We start from the raw sequence: 12,060 nt of genomic DNA, 5'->3' as shown, positions 1-12,060 counted from the left end.
GTTCGCCCCCGTTCGTATCAACTCTTGTTTTCCGGGTCGACGCCGGTGTCCCACTCGAAGCCGCCGTCCACCGGCGGTCCCCGGCTCTCGCCGTCGGCCGAGGGGGCCCGCTCCTCGCCGTCGACCTCGACGTTCCACTCGAAGCCGTCGGCGTCGCCGACGCCGCCGGGGTCGCTCGGCGGCGCGGGGTCGCCGCCGAACGGCACCGACCGACCGGTCTGTACCGACGCCGGCGCCTCGGACATCGCGCGACGGAACCCGCCGTCGGGGCGGTCCGGAGCGCGTTCGACGACCGGGGAACGCGGCGCGGGCGCCGGGTCCGCCGACGGGGACGACGCCGGCGGAGACGACGTCTGCGGGGCGACCGTCCCGACCGGCTCGGCGGCGCCGAACCCGACCGCTCCCGCGGCGCCGCGGCCGTACAGGGCGTGCGCGACGACCCGCGCGGCGAAGACGAACGCGACGCCGACCGCGAGCGGGACGAACGGCGCGGCGAGCGCGTACCCCGCGCCGAGCGCCGCGACCGCGACGGCCCACGCCGTCGCGTACTCCCCCGACCCGGCGACGGCAGCGACCCGTCCCGGCCGGAGGCCGTCGCGGAGCCGCCCGGAGGCGGCGAACGCGGCCAGCGCGGCCGGCCTGACGTACGCGAACGCGAGGAGGTACGCCGCGGCGACGACCGCGAGGGACCCGCCGCCGGCGACGGCGACGGCGGGGGCTCCGGCCGGGCCGAGGGCGCGCTCCGCGAGGTCGAGCGCGGGTCCGAGGTCGACGAGCCCGGTACCGACGACGGACCCGGCGAGCGCGACGGCCGCGACCAGCAGCGCCAGCGGTGCGAGCAGCAGCGCGCTCAGGAGGGCCGACTTGAGCCCGTTTCGGTAGAGCTCGTTCCACGCGACGAACGACGGCGCGCCGTCCCGGTTCCCGGTCGCGCCGCCGCCCGCGACGACACGGGCGAAGTACCCGCGGGCGACGAAGGCCGGCGCGAGCGCGAGCGGCGCGAGGACGACCAGCGGGGGAAAGAGCAGGGCGCCCGCGACCCACGCCGGCGTGACGACCCACGTCAGGAGGGTCAGGAGGCCGCCGACGACGAAGACGCCGAGGGCGTCCGGAGACCGCGACAGCGCCGACGACACGCCCCGGATCATACCCGATCCTGTTTCGCGACGGCAATAAAGGATGGCCGGTCGGCGACCGCGTCGGGGAGGGGGACCGTCCCGGTCGCGTCGGACCACGGGTTCGCCTCGGAGCGGAGGACCCGAAACGCCGCCTCCCGAGTGTTTATATGAGTTCACGGAGTATCACCGACCGGCCGCGCGGGACAATCGTGTGCCTCTGACAACTCCGATTACGGCCGCCGTCCGCGGCGGCCGCTCCCCGTCCGCGGCTTTTGCCGGACCGACCCGTTCCCTCCCCCGCGAGCGACGCCGGTAGCGATTTATCCCGCCCGGTCGACCGTCCGGTATGACCGGCGACGAGCAGACGGCCGAGGTGGAGCCGGCGCTCCGCAGCTACGGGATCAGCGTCGAGGAGATCGACGAGGGTGACCCGCTGGATCTCACGTACATGACGGCGTTCCCCGGGCGCGAGGTGCACCACGGCGAGATCGGGCGCGCCCTCAACGCGCTCATCGACGAGGCCGAGGCCGACGAGTGGGAGCCCGTCCGGGTCGAGGGGACCGTCGTCCGCGCGCCGGGCGACGTCCTCGGGACGTGGCACGCCGAGGCGGAGTGGTTCGAGGCGCTGGCCGCGTACGAGATCTCGGAGACGGAGTTCTCGGCGCGCGTGCTGGAGACGCTGTCGCACGCTGACGAGCCCGCGGAAAAGAACGGGGACGCCGACGACTCCGACACGGCAGAGGGCGACGCCGAGCCCACCGACGGAAACGCCCCAGCCGACGACGATCCGGCGGCGTCCGGGGACCTGACGTGACCCGCCGGAACCCGGTGAACCGCGCGCAGCGCCGGCTCGACCGGCCGCCCCGCGAGCGGTTCGCCACCCGCGCGCTCGCCTTCGACGTCGACGGCGACACCTGCCGCGGCACGCTCTACCTACCGGGCGGCGACGCCGACGACCCGCCGGCGATCGTGATGGCCCCCGGCCTCGGCGCGGAGCGGACCTTCGGCTACCCGGCGGTCGCGGAGCGGTTCGCCGACGCCGGCTACGCCGCGTTCTGCTTCGACTACCGCGAGTTCGGCGCCTCCGACGGCGACTCGCAGGCGGTCCACCCGGCCGACCAGCGCGCCGACTACGCGGCGGCGATCGACCGCGTCCGCCGCGTCGACGCCGTCGGGCGCGACCTCGTGCTCTGGGGCGCGTCGCTGTCGGCGGCGCACGTCCTCACGCTCGCCGCGGATCGCGGCGACGTCGACGCCGTGATCGGGGCGGTCCCGATGCTCGACGGCCGAGCGATCGCTCGGCGCCGGGGGGCGAAGTACCTCGCGCGGTCGGGCGCTGCCGGGCTTCGCGATCTGATCGGTAGTCGGTTCGGTCGCGGTAGGACCGTTCCCATCGTCGGCACCACCGAGGAGCTCGCGGCGATCACGGAGCCGGGGACGAAGCGGAAGTACCTCGACCTGGTCGACCGCGAGTCGACGTGGCGCAACGAGACGCCCGCGCGGTCGCTGCTGCGGGTGGCGAACTACCGACCGGTCGAGCGGATCGGCGAGATCCGCGCGCCGACCCTCCTGCTGGCGGGGACCGACGACGCGATCGTCGACAGCGACGCGGTCGTCGACGCGGGCGAGTCGCTCTCGCGCGGGACCGTCGTCACCATGCCCGCGGACCACTTCTCGCCGCTCGGCGAGGACTTCGAGCCCGCGGTCGGGCATCAGCTGTCGTTCCTCAGAGACGCGCTGGAGTGACCCCCTCAAGTGGTTCGACCCGAGTCAATCCCTAGCGGTGGCGCGTGCCTCCGAGTGGCCGCCGAAGGCGGCCGCAAGGAGCACGCGCGAGGGACGCCGCGAACGCCCGCAGGGCGTGAGCGGCGAGGCTGGGGAGGCGTGAGGTGCGGTGCTGTGCGGTCGGGTGGGATTCAAAGGGGCAGCCGCGAGGACGGCGCAGGCTCGCTGTGCGCTTCAGTCGCTCACTTCGTTCGCTCCTTCCAGTGCTTACGTCGCCTGCGCCGTCCTCGCGGCTGGGGCTTTGGGGTTGTTTACCGCCGATCCGCAGCCTAACACGTATGAGCGAGCGGCTGGGACTTTTGCGGGGATTGACCGCCGATCCGCCGTCACTCACGTATAACCGACCGTTCGCGACTCGTTCGCGTGGTCGCTCCCGTCTCTGACGACCGCTTAAGTGGTCGGACGACGCACCCACGCCCATGACCACGGTCGCGCTGCTGAGCGTCGCACCGGTGATCGAGGGGAGCATGGCCGGCGAGGTGGCGAAGGCCGTCGCCGCGCTCGACGACTTCGACGTGAGCTACGAGACGAACCCGATGGGCACCGTCATCGAGGCCGACGACGCCGAGACGGTGTTCGCCGCGGCCGCGGCGGCCCACGACGCCGTCGACGGCGACCGCGTCTCGACGGTGCTGAAGATCGACGACAAGCGGACCGCGGAGACGACCGCGGACCGGAAGGTCGAGGCCGTCGAAGAGGAGCTCGGACGCGAGGCGAGACGCGAGCGCTGACCCGGTCGGAATCCGGCCTCGACAGAGTATATTCGTTAGTGGTATTGATGAGTAATCACACGTGCGGGTATGGCGATACTGGTCACCGGCGGCAGCCGCGGAATCGGGCGGGCGATCGCGGTCGAGCTGGCCGAGCGCGACGTGGTCGTCAACTACCGGTCGGACGAGGAAGCCGCGACCGAGACGGCGGAGCTGGTCCGCGAGGCGGGCGGAGACGCGATTACGGTGCGGGCCGACGTCTCCGAGTCCGCGGCCGCGGACCGACTCGTCGAGACGGCCGTCGACGCGTTCGGCTCGCTCGACGCGGTCGTCAACAACGCCGGGATCGCGCGCCCGAACCGCCTAGAGGAGACGAGCGACGCCGAGTGGGAGTCGGTGATCGACACCAACCTCTCCGGGGCGTTCCGTGTCACCCGCGCGGCGGCCCCGCACCTCAGGAAGGTCGGCGGCGACGTCGTCTTCCTCTCCAGCGTCGGCGGCACGCTCGGGACGGTCGACGCGAGCTACGCGGCGAGCAAGGCCGGGCTCCACGGGCTGACGCGCGCGCTCGCCCGAGAGCTCGGCCCGGACGGCGTGCAGGTCAACGCCGTCGCGCCGGGGCCCGTCGAAACCGACCTCAACGACGTCATCCTGGAGTACCTCGAAGCGATCGAGTTCCGCGGCCACGAGAACGTCGACACGCACCTCCCCGAGTACGCCTGCGGGCCGGGCGACGTGGCCGACACGGTCCGCTACCTAATCGACAACGAGTACGTCCACGGCGAGGTGCTGGAGGTCGACGGGGGGATGCACCTCTGAGGGCCGGGCAGACCGGGCGGACTGGGCCGCCCGGCCTGGCCCGGCCGCTGACCGGTCGAGTCGCCGCGTCACCCCTTGATGTTACAGACGGGGAACGTCCGCGCCACCTTGTCGCCGATACCGAGCTCGTCGCTGACGCGGATCACCTCGTCGATGTCCTTGTAGACGCCGGGCGCCTCCTCGGCGATCGTCGCGCCCGACTGCGCCTTCACGTAGATCCGCTGCCCGTCTTCGAGGTCGTCCTGCACGTCGCCGCCCCAGAACTCCTGTTTCGCCTGCGTCCGGCTCATCAGCCGGCCGGCGCCGTGGGCGGTCGAGCCGAACGACACCGACATCGACTCGTCGCCGCCGCGGAGCACGTACGAGCCGGCGCCCATGCTCCCCGGGATGATCACGGGCTGGCCGACGCCGCGGTACGCCTCGGGCACGTCCTCGTGGCCCGCGGGGAACGCGCGCGTGGCGCCCTTCCGGTGGACGTACAGCTCCCGCTCCGCGCGGTCGACCGCCTCGTCGCCGACCGCGGGGCGGCCGTCGGCGTCGACGCCGACCTCGTGGGTCTCCTTCTTCGCGATGTTGTGCGCCACGTCGTACAGCAGTTCCATCCCGAGGTCCTCGATCGGGTCGGCGTCGAACACCTCGCCGAACGTCTCGCGGGCCTGATGGGTGATCAGCTGGCGGTTCACCCACGCGAAATTGATGCACGCGCCCATCGCGCCGTAGTACTCGTCGGCCAGCGCGGAGCCGGCGGGCGCGGCCGCCAGCTCCTTGTCCGGCAGCTCCGCGAGCAGGTCGCCGTGCTCCTTCTCGATCCGGCGGAGGTAGTCGTTGCAGGTCTGGTGGCCGAGCCCGCGGCTCCCGCAGTGGATGAGGACGACGATCCCGTCCTCCTCTAGGCCGTACGCCTCGGCCACGTCCCCGCGGAACACGTCCGTGACGCGCTGGACCTCTAGGAAGTGATTGCCCGAGCCGAGCGACCCCATCTGGTTGCGGCCCCGGTCCATCGCTTTCTGGGAGACGTACTCCGGCCGAGCGTCGGGGCGTCGCCCCTCGTCCTCGCAGCGCGCGAGATCGCTCTCGATCCCGTACCCCTCATCGACGGCCCACTCGACGCCGCGTTCGAGGGCGCCCTCGATTGCGTCCGCGTCGCCGCCGATCACGCCGCCGCCGCCGAGCCCGGAAGGGACCGCCTCGAACAGCGCGTCGACGAGCTCCTCCTCGCGGCCGCGCACGTCGTCGTAGGTGAGGTTCGTCCGCACCATCCGAACGCCGCAGTTGATGTCGTAACCGACCGCGCCGGGCGAGATACAGCCGGTCCGGGCGTCGATCGCGCCGACGCCGCCGACCGGGAAGCCGTACCCCTGGTGGCCGTCGGGCATACAGAGCGCGGGTTCGACGATACCGGGAAGGTGGGTGGCGTTCTTCAGCTGCCGGAGCGAGTCGTCGTCGCCGATCTCCTCCAGTAACGATTCGCTGGCGAGGACCCGCGCGGGGACGTTCATGTCGCCCTCGCGGGGGATCTCCCAGACGTGCTCGCGCACCTTCTCCAGTCGGATCCCGTCGAACTCGCGCGTGGTCATACCACCGGGTTCGGCGCGGGGGGAGAAGGGCGTTGCGAGAGGCGGACGCGGGTCGGCGGTCGTCGCGAGTCGCTCGCGTCGGGCGCGGCGATCCGGCTACCGGTCGACCGGGTCGAACGGCAGCCAGCCGATCGCGCCCTCGGCGAGCGTGAGCGCGGCGAAGACGCGGCCGAGCACGAGCCCGTAGATCAGGTGCGCGACGGCGATCACCGCGCGGAACTCGAAACTGGCCGTGAGCCCGGGGACCGGCAGCGTGGGAACCGGCAGCGACGTGGCCCCTTCGAGCGCGATCGCGGTCGGCAGCAGCAGCCCGCCCGTGATCACCCCCAGCAACGCCGAGTGGACGACGCCCAGCGAGAGGCAGCCGCCGACGTCGGCGCGGAGGTCGTCGAAGAAGGCGAGGTCGAAGACCGCGGCGAACAGGGCCCCGAACAGGGCGCTGTTGAACAGGTGGACGGCCCAGCCGACGAGGACCGTCTCTACGCCGACGAGCGCGCCGATCGTCGGCATGAGCCCCAGTATCCAGTGTAACACGACGCCCATCGCCACGCCGGCGACGAGCCCTCCGAGCGCGCCCGCCCGCCAGCGCCGGTCCGCCGTCGCCGTCGCTCCCGTCTGTGACATACGGTAACAAGGAACTCGGTAGTAAAAATCGTTTCCACTGATTTCCGTCCTATCGGGATTCCATCCCCGTTCAGACGTCGAAGACGACGTACGCGTACCACTCGCCGTCCCGCCGTTCGAGGGTCATCTCGGAGTAGGTGACCGCCTTGATCTCGCGGGCCGCGACGTCGTCGAGCGGGACCCCGCGAGCCGTCGCCTCGACGGTCCAAGCCGCGCCGTCATCTCCTCCGACATCGTCCGACTCAGAAACCGCACATCGGTGGGCGGCCGGGAGGACGAGCCGCACGTCGCGCTCGTAGATCAACTGGTCGAGGTAGTCGAAGAGGAGCGCCTCGCGGCTCTCGGCGGTCACGGTGAGCTCGAACCGCTCGCCGGTTTCGGGGACCGCCTCGCAGCTCGCGGCGGTGAGCCCGTCGGCGACGGACTCGAACAGCGCCGCGAAGGTCGGCGCGGTCGCCTCGACCGCCACGTCGGCGGTGTGGTCTCGGAGGTCGAAGCTCACGTCTCGTCACCGGGGTCGTCGGGCGTGATCCGCTCGTCGCTCCGTCCGCTCCGGTCGTCGTCTCGGCCGTCCCGGTCGCTCCCCGATCCGCCGCTCGCCCGATCGCTCTCCCCGTCCGGCCGCTTCGCGGCGTCCGACATCGAGGAGTGGTACGAGCCGATCCGGCCCTCCGAGTCAGGGTTCCGGACCTGCGACGGCGACACGCCGTCGGCGTCGGCAGCGGCGCGTTCGAGGGCGACGCCGCTCGTCACCAGCGCCCGGATCCCCTCCTCGACGCTCAGGTCGACCTCGACGATCCGGCGCTCGGGGACGAACAGGACGTGGCCGCCCATCACCGGGTTCGGAGCCATCGGCATGAACAGCGTCCGCATCTCACCGCCCTCGGCCGGGCCGGCGACCCTGTCCGGGGTGTCGCTCGTGACGAACGCGAGGGTGTAGACGTCCTCGGTCGGGAACTCGACGAGGACCACCTCTTGAAAGTTCCCGCCGTCCGACTCCAGCATGGCGTCGCTCATCTGCCGGAACCCCTGATAGACGGAGCCGACGCCCGGGATCTGCTCGATGGCGTAGTCGGCGTAGTCGACCGCGCGCTCCCCGTACCGCGTCGACTCGACGGCGAGCCCGATGAGGAGGATCGTCCCGACGAACACGACCGGCGTGGCGACCTCGATGGCGACCTCGCGGTCGACCGGGAGCGCCGACGGCGGCAGCAGCGGCAGGATCGCGGTGGAGAAGGCGTCCAGGTAGTCGTAGATCGCGTTGAAGACGAACCCCAGCACCGCGAGCGTGATGACGGAGGGGACGATGACGGCGACGCCCGTCAGCAGGGCCCGTCTGAGGCGCCCGCGGTCCGGCGGGGACTCGGCGGCCATCGTCCGTCTCCACGAACGACCGAACCAAAACGCTTCCGTCGACGAGCGGGGGCGGGGAGGCGGTCACCGAAGGGACCCGACCGCAACCCTCCCCGGTGGCGGTGGAGTTATAATCCGCTGGCGTGTTACCTTCTTGCAGTGAGCGTCAACGTGGAGAAGCGGACGGACTCGCCCGGAACGTCCGACCACGCCGCGGCGGCGTGGGACCTCAAAGAGCGGATCCGAGCGGAGGAAGGGGTCCTCCGGCAGCGCCGCGGCTTCTTCACCGACGCCTACCGCCGCTCCACGACGCACCTCCTCGTCGAGAACGACGCGCTCGTCGCGTTCGCCTCGGTCCGCCGCGACGGCTACATCCTCTTCCTGGCCGTCCACCCCGACCACCGGGGGCGCGGCCACGCGGAGCGGCTCGTCGCCGACGTCGCCGAGGAGCACCGGTCGGTCACCTGTCACGCCCGGACGACGAACGAGTCGGCGCTCGGCTTCTACGAGCACCTCGGCTTCGAGGTCGTCCGCCGGATCGACGGCTACTACGAGGACGGCGGCGACGCCTACTACCTCAAGCTCGGGGGCGAGTCGCTCCGCGAGCGACTCTCCGGGATCGTCGGTCGCTGAAGCGGCCGCGGCCGGGGCACCCCCGTCTCCCCCGCGGAATCGACAACCATTAGCACGCGCCGCGAGGAGACGCGGGCATGACCGGCGCCACCCCCGCGTCGCTCGCGGAGCGCGTCCGCGACGGCGAGGTCCGCTTCCACGAGCTCGAAGAGCACGCCGACGCCGACACCGCCGCGGCCGCCCGGCGCCGGCTCGTCGCCGAGACTGCGGACGCCGATATCGACGTCCTCGGAGACTACGCCTTCGACGCCGCCGACGCACACGGGTCGAACGTCGAGAACATGATCGGCGCCGTGCAGGTCCCGCTGGGCGTCGCCGGCCCCGTCTCGGTCGACGGCGGCGCGTTCGCCGGCGAACGCTACCTCCCGCTGGCGACCACGGAGGGCGCGCTCGTCGCCTCGATCAACCGCGGCTGCTCCGTGGTGAACGACGCCGGCGGGGCGACCGCGCGGGTGACGAAGAGCGGGATGACCCGCGCGCCGGTGTTCCGCGTCGCCGACGTGGCCGAGGCCGAGGCGCTCGTCTCGTGGGTGCGCGACAACGAGGAGACGCTTCGCGAGGCCGCGGAGTCGACGACGAGCCACGGCGAGCTGCTGGACGTGACGCCGTACGTCGTCGGTAACAACGTCTTCCTGCGGTTCCGCTACGACACGAAGGACGCGATGGGGATGAACATGGCCACCATCGCGACGCGGGAGGCCTGCGACGCGATCGAGGCCGAGACGGACGCCTCGCTCGTCGCGCTCTCCGGGAACCTCTGTTCGGACAAGAAGCCCGCCGCGATCAACGCGGTCGAGGGGCGCGGCCGCTCGGTGAGCGCCGACGTCGAGGTCCCCCGCGAGGTCGTCGAGGACCGGCTCCACACGACTCCGGAGGCGATCGCCGAGATCAACACCCGGAAGAACCTCGTCGGCTCCGCGAAGGCCGGCGGGCTCGGCTTCAACGCCCACGTCGCCAACGCGGTCGCGGCGATGTTCCTCGCCACCGGGCAGGACGAGGCGCAGGTCGTCGAGGGGGCGAACGCGATCACGACCGCGGAGGCGACGCCCGACGGCGACCTCTACTGCTCCGTGTCGCTCGCGAGCCTCGAAGTCGGCACGGTCGGCGGCGGAACGACGCTCCCGACGCAGGCCGCCGGGCTCGACGTGCTCGGCGTCCGCGGGGGCGGCGACCCCGCCGGAGACAACGCCGACGCGCTCGCGGAGGCGATCGCGGTCGGCGCGCTGGCAGGCGAGCTCTCGTTACTCGCCGCGCTCGGCTCCAGGCATCTCTCCTCGGCGCACGCGGATCTCGGTCGGTAGGTCGTCGCCGCGGTCGCCTCACGGGAAGCGCTCAGTCCGACCACCGGTCGCAGTCGTCGCGGAGCGCGTCGCGGCCGGCGTCGGTGACGCGGAAGACCGCCTCGCCGGTCGCCCGCTCGACGAGTCCGGCCGCGTCGAGCGCGTCCAGCCGCGACTCGACGTGTTCGACGTACAGCCCCGTGTTGCTCGCGACGAACGCGGGGTAGTCGGTCCCGACGTCGTCGAGGTACGCGAGCACCCGCTCGTCGGAGCGGGTGAGCGCGAGTCCGGAGCGGTCGGGGTCGGCGCCGTCCTCCTCAGCCGGCGTACCGCTCCCCGATCCGGCGGTCGGTGCGTCTGACGCTGGCATGCTACCCGTGTTAATGCATACCAATATAAAGAGTATTGCGGCCGTTCCCGGTCCCTGGGAGACGGCGAAAGGGAAGGAGACGTGCGTCGGTGTCGATCCCCCGTCGTCCGCGCCGGCCGACTCGCTCTCGTCGCCGGTCCTCAGTCGTCCGCGCCGGCCGACTCGCTCCCGGGGTCCGGGCCGTCGCGCGACCGGTCCGGCAGCATGGGAGAGCCGTCGGCCCGGGGGCCGAGCCGCGGCCCGTGGGGCCCCTCGTCGGGGTCGATCCGGCGGCGGGTGCGGTAGTCGGTGGAGCGCTCGACCGGCGTGCGGCCGATCGCCGCGATCATCTCGACGTAGTCGTCGAACGAGCGGTACTCGCCGTACTCGCCGCCCGCGCGCTTGGTGATCTCCTCCGAGAGGATGGTGCCCATGAAGTCGTCGGCACCGCAGTTGAGCAGCTTCAGACCGTGGGCGTCGCCCGACTTCACCCACGAGGCCTGCACGTGGTCGACGTTGTCGAGGAAGAGCCGCGCGACCGCGACCACCAGCTCGTCCTCGTCGCGCGAGGGGCCGGAGTCGACGACGCCGTGGCGGTAGAGGGGCGTGTTCTGGTGGATGAAAGAGAGCGGGACGAACTCGGTGATCCCCCCGGTGCGGTCTTGGAGGTCGCGGATCACCTTCAGATGTTCCGCGCGGTGTTCGACCGTCTCGACGTGGCCGTACATCATCGTCGAGGTGACGTCGAGGCCGGCGGCGACCGCGCCCTCCATCGCCGCCACCCAGTCGTCCGTGCGGATCTTCCCCGGGCAGATCACGTCGCGGACCTCGTCGACGAGGATCTCCGCGGCGGTGCCGGGCGCGGAGTCGAGTCCGGCGTCGGCAAGCTCGCCGTAGACCGCCTCGTACCCCCAGTCGGTGCCGCGGGCGGCGTGGTACGCCTCTTCGGGGGTCATCGAGTGGAGGTGGACCCCGCCGACGGACATCGCCTCGATCTGCTCGACGTAGGTGCCCGGGTCGGTGGCGTACCGCTCGGGCGGCTTGTAGTTCACCGCGCTCGCGGCGTCATCGTGGGCGGCGAGGACCTCGTGGTGTTCCTCGTTCAGGGCCAGCGCGGGGTGGAGCCCCGACACCGAGCACACCTCGTAGATCCCCATGTCGAGGGCGTCCTCGACGATTCGGCGGGACTCGGCGGGCGTCTTCGTGAACCCGGCGTGGTCCGCGTCGCTGTCGGTCTCGAACGCGTGCGCCGAGTCCTTGAAGTTGCAGAACAGACAGCCAGTGTTGCAGGCGGTCGTGACGTTGTTGTTGAGGTTGGCGACGAACGTCACCTCGTCGCCGACCGCCTCGCGACGCCGCCGGTCGGCGGCCTCCAGGACGGCCTCCTTGCGGACCGGGTCGATCCCCGCCCGGTCGGTGCCGGTCGCGAGGAGCTCGGTGGCGTCGTCGACCGTCAGCCGCGTCCCGTCGCGGGCCTTCGCCAGCGCGTTCTCGAACGACTGGCCGGTGGCGGGGTCGTCGAAGCCGAAGTCGTCGTCGAGCGCGGCCGCGTCGCCGGCGGCCGCGTCGGGGTCCCGCGCCGAAGTCATGTGAAATCGTCCCCGCCCCACGACCAAAAGCGGGACGGTCACGGCATCCCCTCTCAGAACCGTGATACGGGCCGCACGGGCGAAATGCGGCGAAACAGAGGTCGAACCGCCGACGGCGACGCGGGATATAAATCGGCAAGGTGCGCTCAGTTTCATATTTAGATAACCGCGGTGGCGCGTGCCTCCGAGGCCGCCTCGCGGCCGAGGAGCACGCGCGAGGGAC

The 12,060-nt window shown here is 71.9% G+C and carries 13 protein-coding genes; 6 read left to right on the top strand and 7 right to left on the bottom strand.

All coding sequences use genetic code 11. From position 1 onward, the window contains the following. Positions 1-17: 17 nt before the first annotated feature. On the bottom strand, positions 18-1,148 hold the full coding sequence (locus SD626R_RS03265) for a DUF4013 domain-containing protein (RefSeq protein ID WP_092563417.1): 1,131 nt from the start codon (positions 1,146-1,148) through the stop codon (positions 18-20). A 316-nt stretch (positions 1,149-1,464) separates the two neighbouring features. Between SD626R_RS03265 and SD626R_RS03260 the strand changes: the two genes are divergently transcribed. From SD626R_RS03260 to SD626R_RS03245, 4 genes are all read left to right on the top strand, one after another. Further along, positions 1,465-1,932: a DUF8159 domain-containing protein gene (locus SD626R_RS03260; protein WP_092563414.1), complete on the top strand. Its 468-nt coding sequence runs from the start codon at positions 1,465-1,467 to the stop codon at positions 1,930-1,932. Then, positions 1,929-2,864 carry an alpha/beta hydrolase gene (locus SD626R_RS03255; RefSeq protein ID WP_092563411.1) on the top strand — a complete coding sequence of 312 codons (936 nt, stop codon included), beginning with the start codon at positions 1,929-1,931 and terminating at the stop codon, positions 2,862-2,864. Before SD626R_RS03260 ends, SD626R_RS03255 begins: the two co-directional genes overlap by 4 nt. Positions 2,865-3,322: 458 nt before the next feature. Next, the gene (locus tag SD626R_RS03250) at positions 3,323-3,634 is read left to right on the top strand and encodes a thiamine-binding protein (protein ID WP_092563408.1); all 312 of its coding nucleotides are present in this window, start codon (positions 3,323-3,325) and stop codon (positions 3,632-3,634) included. A 69-nt stretch (positions 3,635-3,703) separates the two neighbouring features. Next, entirely contained in the window at positions 3,704-4,432 is a 729-nt protein-coding gene (locus SD626R_RS03245) for an SDR family NAD(P)-dependent oxidoreductase (RefSeq protein WP_092563405.1), read from the top strand. A 68-nt stretch (positions 4,433-4,500) separates the two neighbouring features. On the opposite strand, the gene SD626R_RS03240 is transcribed toward SD626R_RS03245, so the two are convergent. The 4 genes from SD626R_RS03240 to SD626R_RS03225 form a co-directional block, all read right to left on the bottom strand. Then, positions 4,501-6,009: an RtcB family protein gene (locus SD626R_RS03240; RefSeq protein ID WP_092563402.1), complete on the bottom strand. Its 1,509-nt coding sequence runs from the start codon at positions 6,007-6,009 to the stop codon at positions 4,501-4,503. A gap of 96 nt (positions 6,010-6,105) precedes the next feature. Next, on the bottom strand, positions 6,106-6,633 hold the full coding sequence (locus tag SD626R_RS03235; protein ID WP_092563399.1) for a hypothetical protein: 528 nt from the start codon (positions 6,631-6,633) through the stop codon (positions 6,106-6,108). Between the two features lie 70 nt (positions 6,634-6,703). Beyond that, complete coding sequence (locus tag SD626R_RS03230; RefSeq protein ID WP_092563396.1) at positions 6,704-7,135, bottom strand: archease; 432 nt, start codon at positions 7,133-7,135, stop codon at positions 6,704-6,706. Continuing rightward, positions 7,132-8,007, bottom strand: a complete 876-nt coding sequence (locus SD626R_RS03225) for a DUF502 domain-containing protein (RefSeq protein ID WP_092563393.1) — start codon at positions 8,005-8,007, stop codon at positions 7,132-7,134. The genes SD626R_RS03230 and SD626R_RS03225 overlap by 4 nt, the downstream gene beginning before the upstream one ends. A 138-nt stretch (positions 8,008-8,145) precedes the next feature. Between SD626R_RS03225 and SD626R_RS03220 the strand changes: the two genes are divergently transcribed. Continuing rightward, positions 8,146-8,619, top strand: a complete 474-nt coding sequence (locus SD626R_RS03220) for a GNAT family N-acetyltransferase (protein WP_092563390.1) — start codon at positions 8,146-8,148, stop codon at positions 8,617-8,619. A gap of 77 nt (positions 8,620-8,696) precedes the next feature. Next, positions 8,697-9,920: a hydroxymethylglutaryl-CoA reductase (NADPH) gene (gene hmgA, locus SD626R_RS03215; RefSeq protein ID WP_092563387.1), complete on the top strand. Its 1,224-nt coding sequence runs from the start codon at positions 8,697-8,699 to the stop codon at positions 9,918-9,920. A gap of 31 nt (positions 9,921-9,951) precedes the next feature. On the opposite strand, the gene SD626R_RS03210 is transcribed toward hmgA, so the two are convergent. Further along, entirely contained in the window at positions 9,952-10,269 is a 318-nt protein-coding gene (locus SD626R_RS03210) for a DUF2250 domain-containing protein (protein ID WP_092563384.1), read from the bottom strand. 140 nt (positions 10,270-10,409) lie between these two features. Continuing rightward, positions 10,410-11,837, bottom strand: coding sequence for a 7,8-didemethyl-8-hydroxy-5-deazariboflavin synthase subunit CofH (gene cofH / locus SD626R_RS03205; RefSeq protein WP_092563381.1), 1,428 nt, complete (start codon positions 11,835-11,837; stop codon positions 10,410-10,412). Positions 11,838-12,060: the final 223 nt, after the last annotated feature.

It is taken from the genome of Halorubrum sp. SD626R (assembly GCF_001261915.1).
Taxonomy (GTDB): Archaea; Halobacteriota; Halobacteria; order Halobacteriales; family Haloferacaceae; genus Halorubrum.
This window is presented reverse-complemented; position numbering and strand designations above follow the sequence as displayed.

Bases quoted from the DNA above. Each gene is read 5' to 3' on its own strand.
- cofH (WP_092563381.1), bottom strand. From the start codon at position 11,837: ATGACTTCGGCGCGGGACCCCGACGCGGCCGCCGGCGACGCGGCCGCG.
- SD626R_RS03235 (WP_092563399.1), bottom strand. From the start codon at position 6,633: ATGTCACAGACGGGAGCGACGGCGACGGCGGACCGGCGCTGGCGGGCG.
- SD626R_RS03210 (WP_092563384.1), bottom strand. From the start codon at position 10,269: ATGCCAGCGTCAGACGCACCGACCGCCGGATCGGGGAGCGGTACGCCG.
- SD626R_RS03250 (WP_092563408.1), top strand. From the start codon at position 3,323: ATGACCACGGTCGCGCTGCTGAGCGTCGCACCGGTGATCGAGGGGAGC.
- SD626R_RS03240 (WP_092563402.1), bottom strand. From the start codon at position 6,009: ATGACCACGCGCGAGTTCGACGGGATCCGACTGGAGAAGGTGCGCGAG.
- SD626R_RS03245 (WP_092563405.1), top strand. From the start codon at position 3,704: ATGGCGATACTGGTCACCGGCGGCAGCCGCGGAATCGGGCGGGCGATC.
- hmgA (WP_092563387.1), top strand. From the start codon at position 8,697: ATGACCGGCGCCACCCCCGCGTCGCTCGCGGAGCGCGTCCGCGACGGC.
- SD626R_RS03225 (WP_092563393.1), bottom strand. From the start codon at position 8,007: ATGGCCGCCGAGTCCCCGCCGGACCGCGGGCGCCTCAGACGGGCCCTG.
- SD626R_RS03265 (WP_092563417.1), bottom strand. From the start codon at position 1,148: ATGATCCGGGGCGTGTCGTCGGCGCTGTCGCGGTCTCCGGACGCCCTC.
- SD626R_RS03260 (WP_092563414.1), top strand. From the start codon at position 1,465: ATGACCGGCGACGAGCAGACGGCCGAGGTGGAGCCGGCGCTCCGCAGC.